Below are 23,190 nucleotides of genomic sequence, written 5' to 3' on the forward strand. Positions count from 1 at the left end.
GATAAAAGCTGGCATTTTTCTCAGCTTGTTCGCCAAGCTTGAGTTTGTAGATTTCTAACTCAATATTCTTACGTTGTACAGGGGTTAATTCTTTTAAGGTTAGAATTTCCTGTAGTGTTTTCAGGTCGGTTTCTCGCGGGGTAAATTCTTTGAGAATAGCCATTTTAGATACCTAAGCTTGAATTGTAGAATCAACTTGTTTAGCTTGCAGATCTGCGTGGTACGAGGAGCGCACCATTGGGCCGGAGGCGACGTTGGTGAATCCCATTTCATAACCGGCTTCTTCGACCTGTTTGAATTCTTCCGGCGTCCAGTATTTTTTGACGGCCAGGTGGAAGTTACTCGGTTGCAGGTATTGGCCGACGGTGAGCATTTCGACATCGTGAGCGCGCAAATCGCGCATAACCTGCAACAGTTCTTCCATGGTTTCGCCTAAACCGACCATCAGGCCGGATTTGGTGACGACATCCGGGTTCATTTCTTTAAAGCGTTTCAGCAAATCCAAAGAGGCTTGGTAATCGGCGCCGGGACGGGCTTCTTCGTACAGTCTCGGTACGGTTTCCAAGTTATGGTTGAGGACATCCGGCGGTGCTTTATGCAAGGTATCCAGGGCGACACTCAATCGGCCTCTGAAATCGGGAACCAGGGTTTCGATTTTAAGATCCGGCAGGTTTCCGCGCAGGGCGCTGACGCAGTTATTGAAGTGCTGCGCACCACCGTCACGTAAGTCGTCACGGTCTACCGAGGTGATGACCACATATTTTAACTGCATGGCTTTGACGGTTTCTGCCAAATGGCGCGGTTCGTCCTGGTTCAATGGTTTCGGACGACCGTGGGTCACGTCGCAGAACGGGCATTTACGAGTACAAATGTCGCCCATGATCATGAAGGTGGCGGTGCCGTGGCCGAAACATTCGCCCAGGTTCGGGCAGGAAGCCTCTTCGCACACCGAGTGCAGGCCTTTTTCTCGCATGATATTTTTAAGCTCGGTGACGCGGTGTATGTCTTTTGCCTTTGGAAGCTGGGCTTTGATCCAACGCGGTTTTTTGAGTTTTTCGGCATTCGGGTCCGGGCGATGCTTTAAGGACTTGGTTTTATACTGTCCTTTAGGCATGGCTTCGTTACGGGCCTTTAAGCTCCCTCGATTGCCAATGGAGTCAATGCTGATTTCTTGAAACTGTGGAGGATTCGACATACTGGGGAAACCGTTCAGTGCTATTGAATGACCGATTATTATAAAGGATTCGCAATCGACTCGCTGAATTTAAGCTTGCGCCTCAGAGGCGCGGTTTTCAATTCGTTTTTGCAGGATGCCGGCAAGTTGCGTGCCCAGTTCAGGGATGGCAGGGCATTCGTCATCTTTCAGGAAGTCGCACAGTTGTGCCATTTGCATGCCGAGTAAGCCGCAAGGATTGATCATTTGAAAAGGGCTTAAATCCATATTCACGTTCAGTGCCAGTCCGTGATAACTCTTTTGTTGGCGAATTTTGAGTCCCAGGGAGGCGATTTTATTCTGGTCGACGTAAACTCCGGGGGCGTCGGCACGGGCATTGGATTCGATTCCGAAATGAGAAAGTAGTTCGATAATCGATTCTTCAATAATCGTCACCAATGCGCGTACGCCGAGTTTGGCGCGTTTTAAATCGACCAGAACATAAATCACCAATTGGCCGGGGCCGTGATAAGTTACCTGTCCGCCTCGGTCGGTTTGCACCAACGGAATGTCTTGACTGAGATTGAGTAGGTGTTCGGCCTTGCCGTTCAAGCCTTGGGTAAATACAGGAGGGTGCTCGACAATCCATAAGGCGTCTTCGGTAGACGGATCGCGGTTGTCGGTGAATGCTTGCATGGCTTGCCAAGTGCTTTCGTATGGCTGTAAGCCGAGGTGTAGGATGTTCATATCGGGATGGTAAAGAAAAACCGCCTTATTGAAAGGCGGTTAGAGTGTCATCAACACGAGGGGATGTTTTTTCAAATCGCCGTAAATGCCGTGAATCTGTTCGATACAAGTGGCGTAAAAGGTGATGTTCACCGAAATGAATTTTTTGCCTTTGGAGTCTCTGATCTGAATGTTTTCACGAGTGACGCCGGGAGCGTACTTTTGGGTGACTTCGAAAACCAGATCGATAAACTCTTCGGTATTGTGTCCCATTGCCTTCAGGCAATAGTCACAAGGAAACTCGATCAGGCTCTCCGTATCCGGTGTATGTAAATCTTTAGTCATGTGATTTCACTCTTCACAAAAGGGTTTATTGTGCCGATTCGGCAATAAACTCGGCTTTATAAGTTTGGTAATGTTCGCGCAGGTGTTTCCACATTTCGCCCGGTTTACCGTCTCCGACCGGTTTGCCGTCCATTTCAGTAACGGGTAGGGCTTCCTTGGTCGAGCTGGTTAGCCAAATTTCATCGGCGTTCTGCAGGTCGCTTAAGTTCAATTCTTTTTCGATAAAAGGAATATGGTGACTCTTAGCGACTTTTTCAATTACGGTACGCGTTACACCCGGTAACAATTTATTGCCGTTAGGCGGAGTGATCAAGGCGCCGTCTTTGACGATGAACACATTGCTTGCCGTTCCTTCCGATATCGTGCCGTCACGGGAAATCAAAATAGCGTCGTCCGCACCTTGGTGTTTCGCTGCCAGTTTCATCATGACGTTCGGTAGCAAAGTCAGTGCTTTAATGTCGCAACGTAACCAGCGAATGTCATCCAGAGTAATCACTTTGATGCCGTTTTCGATAATTTTCGGATCCAGCGGCTTCAATGGATTGGTATAAGCATATACGGTCGGAGTCAGACAATCTGCCGGCATGTGGTCGCGTTGCATTTGAATGCCGCGAGTCACTTGCAGATAGATAAACTGATCGTTCCAAGGATGTTTTTCAATTAGGTTGGTCAATAATTCAAACCACTCTTCATCGGTGAGCGGATTGGCAATGCTAATCGCCTGCAAACTGTTCTTGAGTCGCTGTAGGTGGGCTTCCCATGCAAACAGTTTTCTGTGATAGACCGGAATGACTTCATAGACGCCATCCCCAAAAAGAAATCCACGGTCTTGAGTGGAAATCTTCGATTCGGCCATTGGCAGATATTCGCCATTGAGATAAACGATCTGTTGCATGACCGGCGATTCATTTTGACTCATTGAGTAACATTCCTAAACAAGTGACTGTCGTCACATAACTAACCTAATCTATTTTAATTTTAATGTGTTTAATCCAAGAAGCTGAACAATGAGTTGAACGTGCGTTTAACTTGATCGATCAGCTTTTTGAAAAACGAACCTTCTTCGACATCCGACAGTGCAACCAGCGGTTGTTCGCTGATGACTTCGCCGTTAAGGGAGACATGCAGTTGCCCTAGTGGTTGGTTAGTCGTAATCGGAGCAACGATTTCAGGTTGTAAGGTAGTTTCGATTTTAAGGTATTTGTATTGTCCGCGCGGAATGGTGACAAAAAGGTCGTTTGCCAAGCCAACGCCTAGAATATCCTTGCTACCTTCCCAAACGGTCACGTCGTTCAAACGTTGGTTGGCTTTATAAAGCGGGTGGGTTTCATAGAAACGGAAACCGTAGTTTAGAAGTTTTTGGGTTTCCTGGATACGTTTTTCCATGCTGTTGGTGCCTAGAACCACGCTAATCAAACGCATGTTGTCACGTTTGGCGGAAGCCACAAGACAGAAACCTGCGGTTTCGGTATGTCCGGTTTTAAGGCCGTCAACGGTTGGGTCTTGCCACAATAGTTTGTTGCGGTTGTACTGAGTGATGCCGTTGAAGGTGAACTTCTTCTCGGAATACCACTTATATTCTTCCGGGAATTTGGTGATCAGGGCTTTCGTTAAAATCGCAAGATCGTGAGCCGTCGTGTAGTGATCCGGATTTGGCAAACCGGTGGCGTTAACGAAATGGGTGTGTTCCATGCCCAACGCTTTGGCGTATTTATTCATCAGCTGGGCGAATACCGCTTCGCTACCGGCGATATGCTCGGCCAAGGCGACACTGGCATCGTTACCCGATTGAATGACCATGCCCTTGATCAAATCACGCACAGAGACTTGTTTGCCGACTTCGATAAACATTTTAGAACCGGGCATTTTCCAGGCTTTTTCACTGATAGTGACCATCTCGTCCATACTCATGTTGCCGTTGGTCAGCTCGTTGATGACCACGTATCCGGTCATGATCTTAGTCAAGCTAGCCGGTTCGATGCGTTGGTCTGGATTCTTTTGGGCTAAGATTTTGCCGCTGTCAAAATCGATTAGAAGGTGTGAAGTCCCCGCAATTTGAGGTGCCGACGGCACAACGTGCGGAATGGCCGGAGCCGGCAAAGGCTGAGTATCGGCCTGAGCGAACATTGATGTTAATAGTAAAAAAAGAAAAATGAATCGAGATCTAAGTGTTTGCATAATCATCCACTGTGCTCTGTTTAAAAGCGGTTTAGTTTAAAAAGGTTTGGCTCTTACGCGCCAAATTGGGCAATTTCCTTAAGTGGGTTAATTTACCATATTCTTATATAAATCGAAACGACCTCGGCCGTTTAGATTTAGTTGGAAAGCATTTTTTTATGTGTGTGGATCGACATTAAAATGCCGAAACTGATCATCAGGGTGACCAAGGCGCTACCACCGTAACTCATGAGAGGCAGGGGAAGCCCGACAACCGGCAGTAGTCCGCTGACCATGCCGATATTGACGAACACATAAACGAAGAGCGTCATCATTAGGCTGGAGGCGATCAGGCGCGTGAAGTTGTCTTGCGCTTGTGAGGCAATATATAAGCCACGGGCGATAACGAACACATACATGCTTAACAGCAAGATAACCCCGATGAGACCAAACTCTTCGGCAAGAACCGAAAAGATGAAGTCGGTGGTACTTTCAGGAAGGAAGTCCAGGTGTGCTTGAGTACTGCCTAGAAAGCCTTTGCCTTCGATGCCGCCCGAACCGATGGCGATTTTGGATTGGATGATGTGGTAGCCGCTGCCGAGAGGGTCGGATTCCGGATCAAGAAAGGTCAGAACGCGCTGCTTCTGGTAGGCGTGCATAAAATGCCAGACGATCGGCAGGCTGACCAGAGTGGTTGCGATGGCGCCGAAGATGATTTTCCAAGGCAGGCCGGCAAAGAACAGCACGAACAAACCGCTCATGGCGATCAGTAACGATGTCCCCAAGTCGGGTTGAACGACGATCAGCCCCGCGGTAAGCGCAATCAGTCCGGCACCGACGAGAAGTCGACGATAACTCGGCGGGAAGTTCGTATGAGCGAATAGCCAAGCCACCATCATCGGTAGAACCAGCTTCATCAATTCCGAGGGTTGGAATCGAATCGGACCGAAGTTCAGCCAGCGCTGCGCTCCTTTACCGATGTCGCCGAACAGAATAACGGCAATTAGCATCAAGATGCCCATTATGAATAGCCACGGGGTGAACAGGTAGAGTATGTTGGGCGGAATTTGGGCGAAAATCAGTAACAGCGTCAATGCAAAACCGATACGGATCAGGTGGCGATAAGTGACGTCCAGATCACCCCCGGAAGCGCTGTAAACCAGTAGCGTACTTCCGGCCAGCAGCAATAAAATGCCCAGCAGCAACCAGCCGTCGATATGAAGAATATCGAGAATCCCTTTATTCTTTCGGTATACATTGTCAGATTGTGGAAGTGTGATTTTCATAATTTCGGCATCTGTCTGTATGGTTAAGGGGTGTTTTCTAAGTATTTTTTGATGACGTTGACGCCCATCGGTGCGGCGGTTCGACTTCCGCTACCGCCGTTTTCAACAATCACCGCGACCGCGATTTTCGGATTATCCAGTGGTGCAAAACCGATAAAAAGAGAGTGATCGTGCAACGATTTGTCGATGTTCTCGGCTTCGTAATCGCTTTCGTTCAGGCTGAATACCTGTGCGGTTCCGGTTTTACCGGCCATTTTAAACGGAAGTCCGACTCCGTGCTTGCGTGCCGTTCCTCTTGCTCCGTGCATGACGTTGCGCATCGCTTTGATGACGCGTTCCCAGTTTTTGATATCTTTGATTTCGATCTGTTTAGGGGGGTCGAGTTCAGCACTTCTAAGCAAGTGAGGCTGAATGATTTTTCCGCCGTTTGCCAAGATGGCGGTCGCTTTCGCCAGTTGGACCGGTGTGGCAAGATTGTATCCCTGACCAATCGAGCTGATGATGGTTTCGCCACGATACCAAGGCAGATTTTTGGTTTCTCTTTTCCATTCCTGTGAAGGTAAGATTCCTTTGGATTCGCCGGGAATGTCGATACCGGTCAAAGAGCCGAAACCGAACGGCGCCATGGCGTCGTGAATGGTGTCGATCCCCATATCCAGGCTGAGCTCGTAGAAGTAGGTGTCGCACGATTGGGTAATGGCGTCTTCCATATCCATCAAGCCGTGCCCGGTACGTTTCCAGTCGCGGTAACGGTGTCCCATATACTCAAAATAACCGGGATCGTAAATCTTTTTGGTGGGCGAAATGATGTTTCGTTCGATGGCACCCAGTGCCACAAACGGCTTGATCGTCGAGCCGGGAGGGTATTTTCCGTTGATGCCGCGGTTGATAAACGGTTTGTTCGGGTTCTTCAATAAAGCGGTATAGGACGCCTGATCGATCCCGTCGACAAATAGATTGGGGTCAAACGTCGGAATGCTGACATAAGCGAGCACTTCACCGTTTTTAGGGTCGATAGCCACGATCGAACCACGTTTGTGATCTTTGAAAAGTGATTCGGCATACTGTTGCAGCTTAATGTCCAAGGTGAGTTGGATGTCTTCTCCCGGCGTGGACGGAATGGTTTCCAGTTTACGCAATACTCGACCGCGGGCATTGGTTTCTACTTGCTGTATGCCGGGTTTACCGTGCAGTCGGTCTTCATAGAAACGTTCGATCCCCAGTTTACCGATGACATCGGTACCGCGGTAGTCGCGTTCGTTGAGTTTATTCACTTCTTTGGTGTTTATACGACCGACATAGCCGATGGCGTGGACGCCGGTGGCTCCAAACGGATAGGTACGTTTCAGACGTGCCGTCAGCACGACGCCCGGAATGTCGTAACTTTGCACGGAAAACTGCGCCGCTTCTTTTTCCGTTAGGCTATAGGGTAGCAGTAGGGTTTTCGAGCGGCTGGTTTTTTTGAGTTTTTCGAAAAACTTCTGGCGCTGTTCGTCCGGAAAGTTAGGCAGCAATTGTTTGATTTTATCTTCGACTAGGGCCATGTCTTCGATTTTTTCGCGAGTCAGCTTGAGGGTGAAGACCGGTTGGTTGTCTGCCAATAAAATGTGATTTCGATCGTAGATTTTTCCGCGTGTCGGAGGAATGGTTTCAACCGAGATGCGGTTATCTTCAGCCATCAGGTGGTAGCGTTCGAAGTCGATCCACTGTAGATAAGCCATTCTGCCGATGAGTACCGAAAACAGCGTGATAACAAACAGCATGGCGAAGATGAGGCGATTGCGAAACAGGCGTTTTTCGCTTAATGCTTCCGCGTCGCTGTTGAATTCTAGGTGTTCATGCATGACGAACTCCTAAGAGGCAATCAGTTTCTGAGTAACCCATCTGAGGCTAAGGGCCAGGATTGGCCACGCGATTAGGCTTGTGAAAGGCATACTCCAGTAATAAAGAGCTTGATCTTCGGTGAGATTCGGCGAGAACATCACATAGGAAATGAATTGATAAGCCATTAGGTAGAAGATGATGACGAACGCCTGTTGTAGTACCGAATGCGATCGGAACAGTAGACGATAACGTAGCATGATGAACGTAATGGTAATCAGAATCAGTGAGTGGGCGCCGAGCGTGGTGCCGTATAAAGCGTCCAATAGCAAGCCGAGCAAAAACGCCGAAATGAAGTGGGTGTTCTTTAAGAATTGCGCACTCCAGTACATCAAAAACAGTAGGGTAAAAGAGGGCGCCAGTAGCGTGGCCTCTTGCATGCTCATCATCGTATCCAGAGTCAGCCCCAGGAAGTAAGTGATCAGAACCAGCCAACGTGCTTGGGAGAATTCAAGATTGATAAAGCGGTCAGTCATTCTGTTCCCCTTTTTTTTCCGGGGTCAGGATCAGGACTTTGTGCGCTTGGCGGGAATTGGCGACCGGGCTGGCAATGATTTCCAGATAGGGTTCGCCGTCGACTTCGTTGATTTGGGTGACTTTTGCGACCGGATAGCCGGAAGGGAAAACGTCGCCTAGCCCTGAACTTTCAATAAGGTCGCCGACCTGAATCGAACTGTTTTTAGGGATGAAAGACAAGGTGACCGTGTCGTGGCCCGATCCGGTTAAAATGCCTCTTTGTCCCGTTCTCTGGATGCGCACCGGAATCTGGTGATCAGGATCGGTGATTAAAAGCACGCGTGAAGTGGTTAACGTGGTATCAATAATTTGACCCATAATGCCTTGTTCGTCGATCACTACCTGTTGTTTATCGACTTTATCCAGCTGGCCTTTATTCAAAGTGATGAACTGGGAAAGCGGATTGCTGCTGAAAAAGATGACCGTGGCGATTTGTACTTTTTGTCCGTCCATTTTGCCGGTGGTGCCGAGTAGGCCTTCCAGACGTGCAATTTCCAATTCCATATTGGTGTATTGCTGCATTTTAGCTTTAAGCAACAGGATCTCGGTTTTCAGTTTCTGGTTATCAAGTTTGAGCTCGTCCATCGAGGCAAAGTCGGTGGTAACAAGTACATAGAACTGTTTCGGAAGGGTGGCGGCTTGCTCGATCGGATTTAGAGTGGTCAGGAGCACACTACGAAAACTGCCCATCAGTTTGCCGTAATGGTCGGCTGCCATTAACGCGATAGCGAGAATAAATGCAATGACGAATTGCATTCCTTCTTGTTGCGGTGAAGATGCGTTAAGGTTGATGACTCAATCTCCAAAGTCGATGATTGCCCGTGTTGCAACAAACGCTGTTGCGGCACGGACAAGTTGTTACGGTTGAGAATTATTCGAAAGAGAAAAGATCCAAGCCTTTTTCGTCCATTAATTCAAGTGCGCGTCCGCCGCCACGAGCCACACAAGTCAGTGGGTCGTCGGCGATGATGACCGGAATTCCGGTCTCTTCGGAAAGCAGGGTGCTTAGGTTACGCAGTAAGGCACCGCCACCGGTTAGCACAATACCGTGTTCGGCAATGTCGGCACCCAATTCAGGAGGGGTGTTTTCCAAAGCGGTACGAACGGCACTGACGATAGCGGAAAGCGGTTCTTGAAGTGCTTCAAGTACTTCGTTGCTGTTCAGAGTGAAACGGCGAGGAACGGCTTCAGCGATGTTGCTACCGTGTACTTCCATGGTTTCCGGTTCTACTTCGTGGTAGGCCGTACCGATGGTTTTCTTAATTTTTTCAGCGGTGGTTTCACCAATGACCATGCCGTAGTTACGACGTACGTATTTGATGATGGCGTCGTCGAAACGGTCGCCGCCGACTTTGACCGAATCGGACCAGACGATGCCGTTTAGAGATAGGGTTGCGACTTCCGTCGTACCACCACCGATATCAACGACCATCGAACCGGTCGGTTCGCTCACCGGCATGCCGGCACCGATCGCCGCCGCCATCGGTTCTTCGATCAAATAAACTTCACGCGCACCGGCTCCTGCTGCGGATTCGCGGATTGCGCGACGCTCTACCTGGGTCGAACCGCAAGGTACACAAACTAGAACGCGCGGACTTGGCTGGAAGAATTTGGCTTCATGTACTTTACGAATGAATGCCTGCAACATTTTTTCGGTGACTTCGAAATCGGCAATCACCCCGTCTTTCATCGGACGGATAGTCTGGATATCTTGGTTTTCTTTACCCAGCATGAGTTTTGCGTTTTCACCTACCGCAACGATAGAACGGCTGCTTGATCCGCGACGGTTATTGCGGATGGAGACTACAGAAGGTTCGTTTAAAACCATGCCTTTTCCGCGTACATAAATCAGCGTGTTGGCAGTTCCTAGGTCGATGGAAAGGTCGTTAGAGAAAAGTCCCATTAATTTACGAAACATGAAGTCGAGTCCTTGAAAATTCGGCAAAAATTAATCCAGTTATTCTATACCAACTTATCAACTTTAAGTAGAAAAAAATGGGAAACTTTTTTAAAAAAAACTTATCCGTGTACAAGCGCTTTTTTGTCGATTTCAAGCGTTTGATTTTACTTGTTTTTGGTGTGGTTAATAGCACTAAGGTGTGATTTTAAAAAGGTCTATTTCTCTTTAGTGAAACCTCAAAATGTGGTATTTTACTCGGTTAAATTTTATTGAGATGTTTTGATCTCGTCGGGTCTGGATTTTTAGGCGGCGAGATTCGGGCGAATCGTCAGAATCCGATTAGGAGTAAGGTGTGTCTTTAGGAAAAACGGAAGTCGAATATATTTCTCGTTTAGCGGCCATCGCGGTTGAAGAGAATGAAGTGGATCAGGTTGCGGCGAAGCTTTCCAATATTTTGGATTTGTTCAAGCAAATGGAAGCGGCGGACACGGAAGGTGTTGAACCGATGGCGCATCCGCTGGATCAGGTGCAGCGTTTGCGTGCGGACGTGGTGACCGAGGTGGATCAGCATGAAAAACTTCAAGCCATCGCGCCTTCAGCCGAAAACGGACTGTATTTAGTCCCGCAAGTAATTGAGTGAGTGAAGTTAGAAAATGCACAATTTAACCATTAAACAAATGAGTGAAAAGCTGCATGCAGGTGAAATCACCAGTGTGCAATTGACGCAACATTATTTAGACCGTATTTCGAAATACGATGCTGAACTCAATGCTTACGTGACCGTAACGCCTGAATTGGCGATTGCCATGGCGGAAGAGGCCGATAAAAAACTGGCTTCCGGTGATGCCGATTTGCTGACCGGGATTCCGGTTGCCCATAAAGATATTTTTTGTACCGACGGCGTTAAAACGTCGTGCAGCTCGAAGATGCTGGATAACTTCATCGCCCCTTATGACGCCCACGTGGTTTCCCAATTGAAAAAAGTCGGTATGCCGATTTTGGGTAAAACCAATATGGATGAATTCGCCATGGGGTCTTCGTCGGAAAGCAGCTATTACGGCCCGACTAAAAACCCTTGGGATCTTAAAGCGGTTCCGGGCGGATCGTCCGGTGGTGCGGCGGCCGTAATCGCGGCCGGATTGGCGCCGATGGCAACCGGTACCGATACTGGTGGCTCGATCCGTCAGCCGGCTTCTTTCTGCGGAATTACCGGAATCAAGCCGACCTACGGTTCGGTTTCGCGTTTCGGAATCGTCGCCTATGCATCGAGTTTCGACCAGGCCGGTCCGATGACGCGTTCGGCGGAAGATTCCGCCTGGATGTTGAATGCCATGGCCGGTTTCGACGAGCGTGATTCGACTTCTTTGCAGCGTGAAGCGGTGGATTATGCGGCCGACTTGGGCCAGTCTTTGAAAGGACTTAAAGTTGGTGTTCCTGCCGAATATTTCGGCGAAGGTTTGGATGCGGATGTTGAAGCCGTAATCCGAAACGCGATTGCTGAAGTTGAAAAGTTGGGTGCGGAAGTGGTGGAAGTTCACCTGCCGAACAAAGATTTGGCGGTTCCTTCTTATTATGTATTGGCACCGGCCGAAGCGTCTTCAAACCTGTCGCGTTTCGACGGCGTACGTTTCGGTTACCGTTGCGAAAACCCGAAAGACCTGGAGGATCTTTACAAGCGTTCTCGTTCCGAAGGGTTCGGTGCGGAAGTCAAACGTCGTATCATGGTTGGGGCCTATGCGCTTTCCGCCGGTTATTACGACGCTTACTATTTGAAAGCACAGAAGTTGCGCCGCATGGTGCGTGACGATTTCACCAAAGCGTTCGAGTCTTGTGACGTAATCATGGGGCCGGTAGCACCGACTCCTGCGTTCAATATCGGTGAAAAGACCGACGATCCGACCAGCATGTATCTGGCGGATCTGTATACCATTCCAGTCAACCTGGCTGGCCTGCCCGGAATTTCGGTTCCGGCCGGTTTTGTAAACGACCGTCCTGTAGGGCTGCACATTGTGGGTCCTTATTTTAGTGAAACCAAGTTGTTGAATATTGCACACCAATATCAACAAGTGACTGACTGGCACACCCGTATGCCGGCGCAATATCAATAAGGCAGGGAGAGTTTACAGAATGAGTTGGGAAGTCGTTATTGGTTTGGAGATTCACGCGCAGCTGACTACAAACACCAAGATTTTTTCGGGTTCTTCGATCGCTTATGGCGCGGAACCGAACACCCAGGCCTGCCCGATCGATGTCGGAATGCCGGGTATGTTGCCGGTATTGAACGAAGCGGTCATCGGTAAGTCGATCATGCTTGGATTGGCGTTGAACGCGGAAATCGGCCGTAAGTCGGTGTTTGACCGTAAGAACTATTTTTATCCTGATTTGCCGAAAGGTTATCAGACCTCACAGTTCAATTATCCGATTGTCGGTAAGGGAACGCTTGAGATTGAAGTGGACGGCGTCAAGAAGACCATCGGTGTGACCCGTGCGCACCTTGAAGAAGATGCCGGTAAATCGATCCACGGTGCGGTTCCCGGGCAGACCGGAATCGATTTGAACCGTGCCGGAACGCCACTATTGGAAATCGTTTCCGATCCGGATTTGTCTTCGGCGAAAGAGGCGGTCGCTTATGCCCGTAAGATGCACGAACTGGTGCAGTATTTGGGGATTTGTGACGGCAACATGCAGGAAGGTTCTTTCCGTGTGGATTCGAACGTTTCGGTACGTCGTCCCGGCGAGCCTTTGGGTACGCGTGCCGAGTTGAAGAATATTAACTCGTTCCGTTTCATTGAAAAAGCGATCGAATTCGAAATCGAACGCCAGATTGAGTTATTGGAAAGCGGCGGGCAGGTCGTGCAGGAGACGCGTCTGTACGATTCCGAAAATGACGTGACCCGCTCGATGCGTACCAAGGAAGAAGCCAACGATTACCGTTATTTCCCTTGTCCGGATCTGTTGCCGGTGGTGATCACCGAAGAGGCCATCGAAGCGATCAGTGCGGCTATGCCGGAATTGCCGGATGCCAAGCGCGCGCGTTATGTCGCGGACTTCGGTTTGAGTGATTACGACGCAGGCGTATTGACCGGATCGCGTGATATGGCGGAGTTCTTCGAATCGGTGGTCGAGAAGACCGGTGCGAAAGACATCAAACTGTGTGCGAACTGGATGATTACCGGTTTCTCCGGTGCTTTGAACAAAGACGGTTTGAGCGTCAAGGATGCACCGATCACAACCGATATGATGGCGGGCATGTTGAACCGTATCATCGACAACACCATTTCCGGCAAGATCGCCAAGCAGGTGTTCGATGCGATGTGGAACGGCGAAGGCACTGCGGACGAGATCATCGAAAACAAAGGTCTGAAACAGATCACCGATAGCGGTGCGATCGAGGCTTTGGTTGACGAAGTATTGGCAAACAATCCATCTCAAGTTGAAGCCTACAAAGGCGGGCAAGAGAAGATGTTGGGTTACTTCGTCGGTCAGATCATGAAAGCGTCCGGCGGCCAGGCTAACCCGGGTCAGGTCAATCAGATACTGAAAGCCAAGTTGAGCGATTAAGTAAAATGGAAAGGCCCGTTCGATTTGAACGGGCTTTTTTTTGATGAAAAAATCGTGAATGAAAGACTTGAAAGGTTATAAAAAAACCTTATAGTTACGATATATCGATTTGATCGTTAGTAATCGATCGTTAGCTACACACCTTCATCAAGGAGAAAAACATGAAGCGTATTGGTTTATTCATATTAACAAACATTGCGATTATCGCAGTCATCTCGATTGTGCTGATGGTTTTGAGCGCAATGGGTGTCAATGTATCTTCTCTACAGTCTGACGGCCGTGGGTTGGATTACACAGGTCTATTTACGTTTGCAATGGTAATCGGTTTCGCCGGTTCGTTTATCTCTTTAGCGATGTCTAAGTGGATGGCGAAGCAGACAACCGGTGCACAGGTTATCACTTCGCCTCGTAATGCCGACGAACAGTGGTTGCTTGAAACGGTTCAGCGCCAGGCTCAAAAAGCCGGTATTACATGTCCGGAAGTTGCGATTTACGACGGTGCGGCACCGAACGCCTTCGCAACCGGTATGACCAAGAACAGTTCTTTGGTTGCGGTTTCAACCGGTTTGCTGCGCAACATGCGTCGTAACGAAGTGGAAGCGGTTCTAGGGCACGAAGTGGCTCACGTTGCCAACGGCGACATGGTGACCATGGCGTTGTTGCAGGGTATCGTGAACACCTTCGTCATCTTCTTCGCGCGTATTGCCGGACACTTTGTCGACCGCGTGATTCTTAAGAACGAAGAAGGTCATGGTATCGGTTACTTTGTAGCGTCGTTCATCTTCGAAATTCTATTCGGTATCTTGGCGAGCATGATCACTATGTGGTTCTCGCGTAAGCGTGAATTCCATGCCGATAACGGTGGTGCTTATCTAGCCGGTAAGGAAAACATGATTGCGGCGCTTGAGCGCCTACAGTCGATGACTCCGGGTGAATTGCCTGACCAGTTGGCGGCGTTCGGTATTTCCGACTTCAAGAGCAAGATGGGCGCGGCGTTCTCTTCGCATCCTCCGTTGGCGGATCGTATTGCAGCGCTAAAAGCGACTCCACAGTCCGAGTTGCAGATCGCTTAATTTCAAGCGGAACGCTAAGCAATAAAAAAGCCCCGAATTCGGGGCTTTTTTTATGTCCGGCATTTTAGGAGAAATGCCGGTTGAACCGATTATCGAGCCTGTTATTCACCGACTCCAAAGTTATCGACAACGTAGTCGATGTCCTTGTCGCCACGCCCCGATAGGTTAATCAGGATAGTGGAGCCCGGATTGGCTTGTGCATGTTTCATTGCCCAGGCAACCGCATGCGAACTTTCCAAGGCAGGAATAATGCCTTCCAGACGGCAAAGCTGGTAAAAGGCATCCAGGGTTTCGTCGTCGGTGACCGCATGGTAGTTCACTTTACCGATGGTTTTCAGGTAAGAGTGTTCCGGTCCGACGCCCGGATAGTCCAAACCGGAAGCGATGGAGTGTACCGGTGCCGGATTACCTTCTTCGTCTTCCAGCAATAAACACTTGAAGCCGTGAATCATGCCGGGCTTGCCGTACGTCATGGTTGCCGAGTGTTCGCCCAGATTCGTTCCGCGTCCCAAAGGCTCAACGCCGTTAAGGCCGACATCCTCGTCGTCCATGAAACCGGCAAACATGCCCATCGCGTTAGAACCGCCGCCGACGCAGGCACCGACCTGATCCGGAAGTTCACCGGTCATTTCCAAGAATTGTTCTCGGGATTCGTGACCGACCACCGACTGGAAGTTACGTACCATCAATGGGAACGGATGCGGGCCGACGACGGAACCGATGGCAAACAGGGCGGTATCGGCTTGAGGAACGTAAGACTGGAAAGCCGAATCAACCGCTTCTTTCAAACTGCGACCACCAAAAGAAACCGGTACCACGGTGGCACCCATTAATTTCATGCGGGTAACGTTCGGCGCTTCTTTGGCGATGTCGATTTCACCCATGTGAATTTCGCACTCCATTCCAAAATAGGCCGCGGCCGTCGCCAAAGCGACTCCGTGCTGTCCCGCACCGGTTTCGGCGATCAGCTTGGTTTTACCCATGTGTTTCGCCAATAAGGCTTCGGCCATGCAGTGATTCAGTTTGTGTGCACCCGAATGGTTAAGGTCTTCACGTTTTAGGTAGATGTGCGCGCCGTATTTTTTGCTCAAGTTATGTGCGTAGTAAACCGGGGTCGGGCGACCTTGATAATGTTTGCGGATGTATTTAAGTTCATTCAAGAAATCCGCCGAACGCCCTAATTCCATATAGGCTTTGTTGATCTCTTCAAAGTGTGGAATCAGTTCGGGAGGTAAAAAAGCACCGCCAAAATCCCCAAAGTAACCTTCTTGATTGGGGAAGTTTTTTAAATAGGACATTCGTCAATTCTCCTGTGATTATTAGTTTTTTTCGCATCACTAAGAATACACCGAATTGTTACGTGATTGAACCTTCAGTGTTCGAAAATGTAGGTATACAAGGGGCAGTTAAGGGGGAGTAAGCGGTGGATGATCTTTGAATTGGTTTCTTGAGGTGATTCATGAAGTCAAACGGTGACGAAAATTAACCGGTTTTTTTAAATTCTAAGGGCAAGGATTCCGTTGGTTTTGTCTTTGGCGACAAATCCTCTCTTCTTTTTATCCCAATTTTTCTCAATTTGAGAGTGTTAATTTTTTTCAAGACGTCTTAAGTTTTAGTCCGTGCTTTCTATGTGTCGTCAATTAATCCGTTTAAATACGTATTAAAATAGGTGGGTTTTGATCTTCTCAAAAAACAGGATTTTGATCCGAAAAGTTATTTTCAACTTTAAATTTCATTTTTTTCAAAAAAAACTTTCGCGTTTAAAACCAAATTGAGCTCTGTATGAGGTCAAGGATGGATGGGCTGTAAAAGCCTTTATTTTCAAGGCTTAAGGAAGTTTATTGGAACTCTGTTTTTCTTTATTCATAGAGAATCTTCAATAAATTCTATCGTTTCTTTCAATTAGTCAATAGACCGTTAACTTTCCTAAGATTGCACTCGAATTCAATTCAACTCCCAAATAAAGGAGAGCATTTTTATGGCAAGTAAAACGTTTGATGCTGGTGTACAAGATTACCAGCTGACATATTGGACACCGGACTACACTCCTCTAGATACAGATCTATTGGCTTGTTTCAAAGTTGTCCCTCAAGAGGGTGTTCCGCGTGAAGAGGCCGCTGCGGCGGTTGCAGCAGAATCATCAACCGGTACTTGGACCACCGTTTGGACTGACTTGTTGACAGACATGGAGTTCTACAAAGGTCGTGCATACCGAATCGAAGACGTACCTGGTGATAAGAACGCATTTTACGCATTTATCGCTTACCCGCTAGACCTTTTTGAAGAAGGTTCCGTGGTTAACGTACTGACTTCTTTGGTTGGTAACGTATTCGGGTTCAAGGCGGTTCGTTCACTACGTTTGGAAGATATCCGTTTCCCGATCGCGTTCATCAAAACCTGTGGTGGTCCACCGGCAGGGATTCAGGTAGAGCGTGACAAGTTGAACAAGTACGGTCGTCCTATGTTGGGTTGTACGATCAAGCCGAAACTGGGTCTATCTGCCAAGAACTACGGTCGTGCGGTTTACGAGTGTCTTCGTGGTGGTCTGGATTTGACCAAGGATGACGAGAACATCAACTCGCAACCATTCCAACGCTGGCAGAACCGTTTCGAGTTCGTTGCGGAAGCGGTAGACAAAGCAACGGCGGAAACCGGTGAGCGTAAAGGTCACTATTTGAACGTAACCGCTGGGACGGTTGAAGAGATGTTGAAGCGTGCCGAGTTCGCTAAAGAACTAGGTCAGCCGATCATCATGCACGACTTCCTGACAGCCGGTTTCACTGCTAACACGACTTTGGCTAACTGGTGTCGTGACAATGGTATGTTGCTGCACATCCACCGTGCGATGCACGCCGTAATCGACCGTAACCCTAACCACGGTATCCACTTCCGCGTATTGGCCAAGTGTCTACGTCTATCCGGTGGTGACCACCTGCATACAGGTACGGTTGTCGGTAAGTTGGAAGGTGACCGTGCTTCTACGCTAGGTTTCGTTGACCAGCTTCGTGAATCATTCGTTCCTGAAGACCGTTCGCGTGGTGTGTTCTTCGATCAGGACTGGGGTTCAATGCCGGGTGTTATGGCGGTTGCTTCCGGTGGTATCCACGTATGGCACATGCCTGCACTGGTTAACATCTTCGGTGACGATTCCGTTCTTCAGTTCGGTGGTGGTACGCAAGGTCACCCAGGCGGTAACGCAGCGGGTGCAGCGGCAAACCGTGTGGCTCTGGAAGCGTGTGTTAAAGCACGTAACGAAGGTCGTGACCTGGAAAGAGAAGGTGGAGACATCTTGAGAGACGCTGCCCGTAACAGCAAGGAATTGGCCGTGGCTCTGGACACTTGGAAAGAGATCAAGTTCGAATTCGATACCGTTGACAAATTGGATGTGGGCTAAGTTCTCGCCCCCCATTTTGAATGAATCCTAACAGAATAAGGAGATAAAGATGTCAATGCAAACAGATGATTACCGTACACAGTATACGCTGGAAACATTCTCGTTCCTTCCAGAACTGACGGCTGACGAAGTTTACGATCAAATCGTTTACATCATCAACCAAGGATGGACACCGGCTTTAGAGCACGAGGCGCCTGAAAACGCTTCGGCACATTACTGGGGTATGTGGAAGTTGCCATTGTTTGGTACTCGTGATCCAAACGAGGTTTTGGCAGAGCTGGACGCATGCCGTCAAGCTTACCCAAATCACTTGATTCGTTTGATCGGTTATGACAACTACACTCAGTGTCAAGGACACAACTTTGTAGTTTACCGTCCTCGCGGAATGTAATCCGCAAGGATAACGAACGAATAACGAGTGATTAACGAGTCATAAAGACGAAATAGGAGGCTTTAGCATGAGTGCAAACAATGCTCAAAGTGGTCGAGCCGCAGCCATTGCGCGCCGCAAAGCACAGGTGAATGGAAAAGGTGTTCAAGCATCGTCTGCTCCGGCAGCAGTGCGTCAGCCGGCACCGGCTTCTGAACCTGTCGTGGCGACAACTCCTGCGCCTTCACAGCCGTCTCGTCCTCGTCGTGAAGTCTCTGCTGCAGCGGCGCCGTCTCCGGCGTCGGCAGCGGGACGTAATGCGGCGAAAATGAAGAGGCAGCAGCAGAAGGTTGGGAAAAGTGCAGCGGACGCGGCAAAGCCAATGCCTCACCCTAAGGCAAAAGCAAAGCAGAAATCCGAAGAGCCGATTGTCGAACCTCGTCAAGCAAAAGCGAGTAAGCAGGTTGCAAGACAAGATCGTCGAACAGCGGTGAAACCCGAAGTTGCGGTGCAGTCTAGCGGTCGACTTCAATCGAAGGCGTATCGTCAGGCACAAGCTAAAGGTAAGGTTGGACAAACTGCGTTTAAGTCTAAAGGCGGTAGTCAGTCAGGTGCCAAAGCGAAATTAGCCAACCCGGATGCTTCGACACGCGAAATTGCCAGACAAGTTCGCGCAGAGAAATGTTCAAGAGGCAAAGTCTGTTCAACAGGCGCTTCGCGCCCCACTCGTCCACCAAGAAATTCGACCTTACCTCAAAAAGTAGGTGAGTCCGAAACCCTAAGTGGTCAAACCGTTTCCGGCACACAAGTCGGACAGGGTGAAAAGAAAATGACCGGTGCCGAAACCGGTGCATGTCAGTTGGTCAGTGGTACCGAGTATTTAGGTGCGGAAGAGTTCAACAAAAACTGTGGTACTCAACCGTCCGCTAAACCGGCGAAGGTGACGCAAACACAGACTACTCGTGGTCTAAGTATCAGCGGAACTTCAGTGGGGCGTGCAGAGAAGATGACAGGTAATGAAACGGGGACATGTTCCGCCATTACCGGTACGGATTATCTGCCGGCGGATCAAAGCCAGATTTACTGTGGTGCTACGCCGACTAAGGCGAAACAAAACGGATTTTCGGTGATGTCGCAACCGTCACAAAAAAGTGGCGACAAGATCACCGGCGGTGATAGCCGACGGTCTCAATCGACAACGATTAAGCCGAAAAACCAGGATAAAAGCAAAGCGCCAAAGAAGGTGATGCCTTCTCAAACGGCCAAAGGTAATACGACGACGGGCACCCAAGTGGGGCGCCAGGAAGCGGTAACCGGCGGTGATAAGGGGGCTTGTCAGTCCGTAACCGGTACCGGTTATCAGGGCTACGAAGAAGTGAAGGCTTGCGGTAAGCCGATGACGGAAACCGCTACCAAAGTGACGGCTTCGGGAACCGGCGGCGGACAGAAAGTGACCGGCGATCGCAGCGGCGGCTATTACGGCCTGACCGGGGCGGAAGCGGGTGATTGTAAAGCCGTAACCGGGACCCCTTATATCGGTAACGAGCAATTTCAATTTTGTTCAAAAGACGAACAGATTGAAGTTCAAGTTCGCCAGCGTCAGGGCAATAACCCAGCCATTTCAGGGGTCCAACCAGGACTTGTGGGATTGACGGGGGCTCAAAAAGGGGCTTGTGAATTGGTTACGGGAACGCATTATCAAGGCGCGGATCAAACATCGATGGTGTGTGACACCATCAATGCGGCTGCACCAGGAGAGTCTGACTTTCCGATGATGATGGGACAGCCTCAAGTCCAAGTTCAAGCGGCACCGATGAGTGTTTCCGAACCCGTAGTGGAGCAGGGATCACGTATCACCGGTGACGGTTGGGACAGAGGTTCTAAAGTAACCGGAACCGACGGCCCTTGGGCGGCACAGCGAAACGCTTCGGTTCGCGGTGCGACAAGACGGCCACCAATGGGGGCGACTCAGTTTACCCCGGGTGCCATGTCGGAAGTACCAATGAGTCCGATTACCGGATCGTCCGGGAATACGGAAACAGGCGCGAAAGTGACGCTGTCAGGCGGCGCGAGAGCGTAAACAAAACTAGCTGGAAAGTAACTGAATATTGGGTGTTTTGATGAATCGTTTAAAGAAAAATCATCGTCAAAAGTCATTGTTTTGGAAGCCGATTGCGCCAAACCGTAACTGGCAGCCACAAAATCCGACTGCTCATGGAGAGGCTGCCGGTCAGGATGGAATGTCGAAAGACATTGAATCCGGTCAGGTTCAAGCGGTTCCGGCAATGACGACCACTCATGCTTTGGTTGATCCAACTCAAAATGAAAGATTGCGCCGGTACGAAGTGGATATCAAATCCCGCTTCGATGATATCGAAGGGGTTTTGAAAGAGATTTTGACGAAGCGCGATCAAGTAAATTTTGTCAGTTGGGCTAACCAGCAGTTATCTGCAAAGTTGGGTGTGAGATTATCGGAGCAGGATTGGCTGACTGGACTTGAGTTGCAAGCTCAATCCCAGAAAGGTTTTCAGGCTTTGTATTCGAAAACCCTCTTTGCCCAATTTATGAAGATGTCGGAAGAGTTCTTCATTAAAGATCCGTTAGCGGGTCAACAAAAACAGGAAGCAGAGCGTATTTTTAGAGAAGCGGGTTTCCATGCGGTCGGAATTGCACCTTGTGCAGACGGACGTTTGGCGCATATTCTCAGCTACGTACTCCGTTTACCTTATGCCTTGGCAAGACGCAAGGCACATGCAGGCGTCATGTTCGATGTCAGCGAGAGTGTTCGAAACTGGGTATTTATCGAGCACACAAGATTTCGTGAAGGCCAGCCGAATTCGGCGGATGAACCGACACGATACTTAAAGATTGCGGTATATCATTTTTCCAAATCCGATCCGACCCATCAGGGTTGTGCGGCACACGGGAGTGATGACCAGAAAGCGGCGGCAGCGGCTTTACAAAAACTGAAAGATTTTAAACAAGCAATTGAGAACCGTTTTGGTTGCGGTTCCACGGTACAGACCCTGTTGTTGGGTTTGAATACCGACGACGACAGCATGAAAGTCCATATTCCGAATGAGGAAGGGCAAGTGTGTCTGAACCGTTATGTCGAAACCGACAAGTTGTATCAGGCAACCGCTAATTTGTCGGCGATGGACGCCTGGCAACAGGTGGAGACGGCGGTTCGAACCAGCAACCTGGAAAAGGGTTCGACTGCGCCTCAACCGGAATTGGTCAAATTGATCAGCTGGTTGATCGGAAACAACTTTTCGCAGATTGCTTATGTAAACCAATATGAAAACGGCTGTTACCGGGATATCGGCCATGCAGAGCGCTTTATCGGAGTCGGTAACGGTTTCGAAGAAGTTCAGCTGCGTAACCTGAGTTACTACAGCTACCTCGATACCGTTGAGGAAGGGGTGAACGATGTGGATGTCGGTATCAAGATCTTTAAAGGCTTGAATGTCAAAAAAGGTTTGCCGATCCCGATCATCATCCGTTGCGACTACGACGGTCGCGTTCCCGGATCGAAAGACCGGGCGGTGGCGAAAGCGGAACGGATCGAAAAGGCGATTCATAACCGTTATCAAGAGTTGGCGACGTCGGGATGGATTCAGACGCTGTTGACCTTGAGAGATAACACGGGTTGCCAGCCTGCCGAGACGGTGCAGGGATTGGCGGATGTTGACTTAAATAGAGCCTCGGCTTGAGACAGGAGGTAAACAATGAAAATTTATCAGCTAGATAAAACCCTCGTTTCAACCAACCGGATCGCGTCTATGGAGCATAAACCTTTATTGGTTGTGCGGGAGAAAGAGGGGGGAAGCCCTCAAGTCGCGGTCGATCCGGTCGGATGCAAGCCGGGAGACTGGGTGATTTGCTGCGGAAGTTCGGCAGCTCGTGATGCAACCGGCGTCAAAGGGTATCCAAGTGATTTGACCATCGTTGGAATCATCGACAAATGGGAAGCGCCACAAAATGCAGATACTTCAAGTTAAACAGCAACTGGTTTTGACCAGCCGTTTGGAAGACTTAGGGCACTTACCGCTCAAAGTCTTGGCAACGGATGAGGGTGAGACCTTTGTTGCGATGGATCCGATCGGAACCAAAGCAGGAGACTGGGTTTTTACCATCGCGAACTCTGCGGCCAGAGACGCTGCGGGTGATAAACGACTTTTAACGGATTTAACGGTTGGCGGCATCATTGATGACTGGCAACCAGAACAGGCTTAAGTTTTAAGTAAAAATCTCAAAGGAGAAAGGTATGAGTAACGAGTATGGAATTGCCTTAGGCATGATTGAGACTCGCGGTTTGGTTCCGGCGATTGAAGCGGCGGATGCAATGACCAAGGCGGCGGAAGTACGTTTGGTAAGCCGTGAGTTTGTTGGCGGCGGTTACGTCACCGTGTTGGTTCGCGGCGAAACCGGAGCGGTTAACGCGGCGGTTCGTGCCGGAGCAGACGCTTGTGAGCGCGTCGGTGACGGTCTGGTTGCGGCGCACATCATCGCACGTCCGCACAAAGAAGTGGAACCGGTTCTGACTACTGAACAGAAATAATCGACTTTTAAATTAAGACTTTGCAAAAGGAGAAAGAGCATGAGTAATGAATACGGGATTGCTTTAGGCATGATTGAAACCCGCGGTTTGGTTCCGGCGATTGAAGCGGCGGATGCAATGACCAAGGCGGCGGAAGTACGTTTGGTAAGCCGTGAGTTTGTCGGCGGCGGTTACGTCACTGTGATGGTTCGCGGTGAAACCGGCGCGGTTAACGCAGCGGTTCGTGCCGGAGCAGACGCTTGTGAGCGCGTCGGCGACGGTCTTGTA

23 protein-coding genes are annotated in these 23,190 nt (G+C 49.4%); 12 read left to right on the forward strand and 11 right to left on the reverse strand.

The features are described 5' to 3' along the window. Positions 1–172: 172 nt before the first annotated feature. The 10 genes from lipA to ABY044_RS11475 all read right to left on the reverse strand — a co-directional run bounded on the left by lipA (position 173) and on the right by ABY044_RS11475 (position 9,982). Positions 173–1,195 carry a lipoyl synthase gene (gene lipA / locus ABY044_RS11430; protein ID WP_373020794.1) on the reverse strand — a complete coding sequence of 341 codons (1,023 nt, stop codon included), beginning with the start codon at positions 1,193–1,195 and terminating at the stop codon, positions 173–175. A gap of 69 nt (positions 1,196–1,264) precedes the next feature. Beyond that, on the reverse strand, positions 1,265–1,900 hold the full coding sequence (lipB, locus tag ABY044_RS11435; RefSeq protein WP_373020796.1) for a lipoyl(octanoyl) transferase LipB: 636 nt from the start codon (positions 1,898–1,900) through the stop codon (positions 1,265–1,267). 39 nt (positions 1,901–1,939) lie between these two features. Next, positions 1,940–2,224 carry a YbeD family protein gene (locus ABY044_RS11440; RefSeq protein ID WP_373020798.1) on the reverse strand — a complete coding sequence of 95 codons (285 nt, stop codon included), beginning with the start codon at positions 2,222–2,224 and terminating at the stop codon, positions 1,940–1,942. A 25-nt stretch (positions 2,225–2,249) separates the two neighbouring features. Beyond that, entirely contained in the window at positions 2,250–3,143 is an 894-nt protein-coding gene (locus ABY044_RS11445) for a D-amino acid aminotransferase (RefSeq protein WP_373020800.1), read from the reverse strand. Between the two features lie 68 nt (positions 3,144–3,211). Further along, entirely contained in the window at positions 3,212–4,408 is a 1,197-nt protein-coding gene (locus ABY044_RS11450) for a D-alanyl-D-alanine carboxypeptidase family protein (protein ID WP_373020802.1), read from the reverse strand. Between the two features lie 131 nt (positions 4,409–4,539). Then, complete coding sequence (gene rodA / locus ABY044_RS11455; protein ID WP_373020804.1) at positions 4,540–5,667, reverse strand: rod shape-determining protein RodA; 1,128 nt, start codon at positions 5,665–5,667, stop codon at positions 4,540–4,542. A gap of 23 nt (positions 5,668–5,690) precedes the next feature. Next, positions 5,691–7,511, reverse strand: a complete 1,821-nt coding sequence (gene mrdA / locus ABY044_RS11460; RefSeq protein ID WP_373020806.1) for a penicillin-binding protein 2 — start codon at positions 7,509–7,511, stop codon at positions 5,691–5,693. A 9-nt stretch (positions 7,512–7,520) separates the two neighbouring features. Then, positions 7,521–8,024: a rod shape-determining protein MreD gene (mreD, locus tag ABY044_RS11465; protein WP_373020807.1), complete on the reverse strand. Its 504-nt coding sequence runs from the start codon at positions 8,022–8,024 to the stop codon at positions 7,521–7,523. Then, positions 8,017–8,820, reverse strand: a complete 804-nt coding sequence (mreC, locus tag ABY044_RS11470; RefSeq protein WP_373020808.1) for a rod shape-determining protein MreC — start codon at positions 8,818–8,820, stop codon at positions 8,017–8,019. The genes mreD and mreC overlap by 8 nt, the downstream gene beginning before the upstream one ends. 115 nt (positions 8,821–8,935) lie before the next feature. Then, complete coding sequence (locus ABY044_RS11475; RefSeq protein WP_279419498.1) at positions 8,936–9,982, reverse strand: rod shape-determining protein; 1,047 nt, start codon at positions 9,980–9,982, stop codon at positions 8,936–8,938. 334 nt (positions 9,983–10,316) lie between these two features. On the opposite strand from ABY044_RS11475, the gene gatC reads away from it, so the two are divergent. The 4 genes from gatC (at position 10,317) to htpX (ending at position 14,598) form a co-directional block, all read left to right on the forward strand. Beyond that, complete coding sequence (gatC, locus tag ABY044_RS11480) at positions 10,317–10,604, forward strand: Asp-tRNA(Asn)/Glu-tRNA(Gln) amidotransferase subunit GatC (protein ID WP_373020809.1); 288 nt, start codon at positions 10,317–10,319, stop codon at positions 10,602–10,604. 13 nt (positions 10,605–10,617) lie between these two features. Next, positions 10,618–12,072 (forward strand): Asp-tRNA(Asn)/Glu-tRNA(Gln) amidotransferase subunit GatA, encoded by a 1,455-nt coding sequence (gatA, locus tag ABY044_RS11485; protein ID WP_373020810.1) that lies wholly within the window; start codon positions 10,618–10,620, stop codon positions 12,070–12,072. 19 nt (positions 12,073–12,091) lie between these two features. After that, entirely contained in the window at positions 12,092–13,525 is a 1,434-nt protein-coding gene (gene gatB / locus ABY044_RS11490) for an Asp-tRNA(Asn)/Glu-tRNA(Gln) amidotransferase subunit GatB (protein ID WP_373020812.1), read from the forward strand. A 161-nt stretch (positions 13,526–13,686) separates the two neighbouring features. Beyond that, on the forward strand, positions 13,687–14,598 hold the full coding sequence (gene htpX / locus ABY044_RS11495; RefSeq protein WP_373020814.1) for a protease HtpX: 912 nt from the start codon (positions 13,687–13,689) through the stop codon (positions 14,596–14,598). A gap of 101 nt (positions 14,599–14,699) precedes the next feature. Here htpX and trpB read toward each other — a convergent pair whose 3' ends face one another. After that, the gene (trpB, locus tag ABY044_RS11500; protein ID WP_373020816.1) at positions 14,700–15,896 is read right to left on the reverse strand and encodes a tryptophan synthase subunit beta; all 1,197 of its coding nucleotides are present in this window, start codon (positions 15,894–15,896) and stop codon (positions 14,700–14,702) included. A 680-nt stretch (positions 15,897–16,576) separates the two neighbouring features. Here trpB and ABY044_RS11505 point away from each other — a divergent pair. From ABY044_RS11505 to ABY044_RS11540, 8 genes are all read left to right on the forward strand, one after another. Further along, positions 16,577–17,992, forward strand: coding sequence for a form I ribulose bisphosphate carboxylase large subunit (locus tag ABY044_RS11505; RefSeq protein ID WP_279419485.1), 1,416 nt, complete (start codon positions 16,577–16,579; stop codon positions 17,990–17,992). Between the two features lie 43 nt (positions 17,993–18,035). Continuing rightward, positions 18,036–18,383: a ribulose bisphosphate carboxylase small subunit gene (locus ABY044_RS11510; RefSeq protein ID WP_373020827.1), complete on the forward strand. Its 348-nt coding sequence runs from the start codon at positions 18,036–18,038 to the stop codon at positions 18,381–18,383. 67 nt (positions 18,384–18,450) lie between these two features. Then, complete coding sequence (locus tag ABY044_RS11515) at positions 18,451–20,442, forward strand: CsoS2 family carboxysome shell protein (RefSeq protein ID WP_373020818.1); 1,992 nt, start codon at positions 18,451–18,453, stop codon at positions 20,440–20,442. 40 nt (positions 20,443–20,482) lie between these two features. Beyond that, positions 20,483–22,075, forward strand: a complete 1,593-nt coding sequence (locus ABY044_RS11520; protein WP_373020820.1) for a carboxysome shell carbonic anhydrase — start codon at positions 20,483–20,485, stop codon at positions 22,073–22,075. A 15-nt stretch (positions 22,076–22,090) separates the two neighbouring features. Further along, complete coding sequence (locus tag ABY044_RS11525; protein ID WP_373020821.1) at positions 22,091–22,363, forward strand: carboxysome peptide A; 273 nt, start codon at positions 22,091–22,093, stop codon at positions 22,361–22,363. Beyond that, positions 22,344–22,598: a carboxysome peptide B gene (locus ABY044_RS11530; protein WP_373020822.1), complete on the forward strand. Its 255-nt coding sequence runs from the start codon at positions 22,344–22,346 to the stop codon at positions 22,596–22,598. Before ABY044_RS11525 ends, ABY044_RS11530 begins: the two co-directional genes overlap by 20 nt. 31 nt (positions 22,599–22,629) lie before the next feature. Continuing rightward, positions 22,630–22,923 carry a BMC domain-containing protein gene (locus ABY044_RS11535; protein WP_373020823.1) on the forward strand — a complete coding sequence of 98 codons (294 nt, stop codon included), beginning with the start codon at positions 22,630–22,632 and terminating at the stop codon, positions 22,921–22,923. Between the two features lie 39 nt (positions 22,924–22,962). Further along, positions 22,963–23,190: BMC domain-containing protein (locus ABY044_RS11540; protein ID WP_373020825.1), on the forward strand; the 228-nt coding region annotated here is incomplete at its 3' end.

This window comes from Thiomicrorhabdus sp. (assembly GCF_041583835.1).
Lineage (GTDB): Bacteria > Pseudomonadota > Gammaproteobacteria > Thiomicrospirales > Thiomicrospiraceae > Thiomicrorhabdus.

Excerpts from the sequence above, each read along its gene's own strand:
- lipA (WP_373020794.1), bottom strand. The coding sequence starts at position 1,195 with ATGTCGAATCCTCCACAGTTTCAAGAAATCAGCATTGACTCCATTGGC.
- lipB (WP_373020796.1), bottom strand. The coding sequence starts at position 1,900 with ATGAACATCCTACACCTCGGCTTACAGCCATACGAAAGCACTTGGCAA.
- ABY044_RS11440 (WP_373020798.1), bottom strand. The coding sequence starts at position 2,224 with ATGACTAAAGATTTACATACACCGGATACGGAGAGCCTGATCGAGTTT.
- ABY044_RS11445 (WP_373020800.1), bottom strand. The coding sequence starts at position 3,143 with ATGAGTCAAAATGAATCGCCGGTCATGCAACAGATCGTTTATCTCAAT.
- ABY044_RS11450 (WP_373020802.1), bottom strand. The coding sequence starts at position 4,408 with ATGATTATGCAAACACTTAGATCTCGATTCATTTTTCTTTTTTTACTA.
- rodA (WP_373020804.1), bottom strand. The coding sequence starts at position 5,667 with ATGAAAATCACACTTCCACAATCTGACAATGTATACCGAAAGAATAAA.
- mrdA (WP_373020806.1), bottom strand. The coding sequence starts at position 7,511 with ATGCATGAACACCTAGAATTCAACAGCGACGCGGAAGCATTAAGCGAA.
- mreD (WP_373020807.1), bottom strand. The coding sequence starts at position 8,024 with ATGACTGACCGCTTTATCAATCTTGAATTCTCCCAAGCACGTTGGCTG.
- mreC (WP_373020808.1), bottom strand. The coding sequence starts at position 8,820 with ATGCAATTCGTCATTGCATTTATTCTCGCTATCGCGTTAATGGCAGCC.
- ABY044_RS11475 (WP_279419498.1), bottom strand. The coding sequence starts at position 9,982 with ATGTTTCGTAAATTAATGGGACTTTTCTCTAACGACCTTTCCATCGAC.
- gatA (WP_373020810.1), top strand. The coding sequence starts at position 10,618 with ATGCACAATTTAACCATTAAACAAATGAGTGAAAAGCTGCATGCAGGT.
- gatB (WP_373020812.1), top strand. The coding sequence starts at position 12,092 with ATGAGTTGGGAAGTCGTTATTGGTTTGGAGATTCACGCGCAGCTGACT.
- htpX (WP_373020814.1), top strand. The coding sequence starts at position 13,687 with ATGAAGCGTATTGGTTTATTCATATTAACAAACATTGCGATTATCGCA.
- trpB (WP_373020816.1), bottom strand. The coding sequence starts at position 15,896 with ATGTCCTATTTAAAAAACTTCCCCAATCAAGAAGGTTACTTTGGGGAT.
- ABY044_RS11505 (WP_279419485.1), top strand. The coding sequence starts at position 16,577 with ATGGCAAGTAAAACGTTTGATGCTGGTGTACAAGATTACCAGCTGACA.
- ABY044_RS11515 (WP_373020818.1), top strand. The coding sequence starts at position 18,451 with ATGAGTGCAAACAATGCTCAAAGTGGTCGAGCCGCAGCCATTGCGCGC.
- ABY044_RS11520 (WP_373020820.1), top strand. The coding sequence starts at position 20,483 with ATGAATCGTTTAAAGAAAAATCATCGTCAAAAGTCATTGTTTTGGAAG.
- ABY044_RS11525 (WP_373020821.1), top strand. The coding sequence starts at position 22,091 with ATGAAAATTTATCAGCTAGATAAAACCCTCGTTTCAACCAACCGGATC.
- ABY044_RS11530 (WP_373020822.1), top strand. The coding sequence starts at position 22,344 with ATGCAGATACTTCAAGTTAAACAGCAACTGGTTTTGACCAGCCGTTTG.
- ABY044_RS11535 (WP_373020823.1), top strand. The coding sequence starts at position 22,630 with ATGAGTAACGAGTATGGAATTGCCTTAGGCATGATTGAGACTCGCGGT.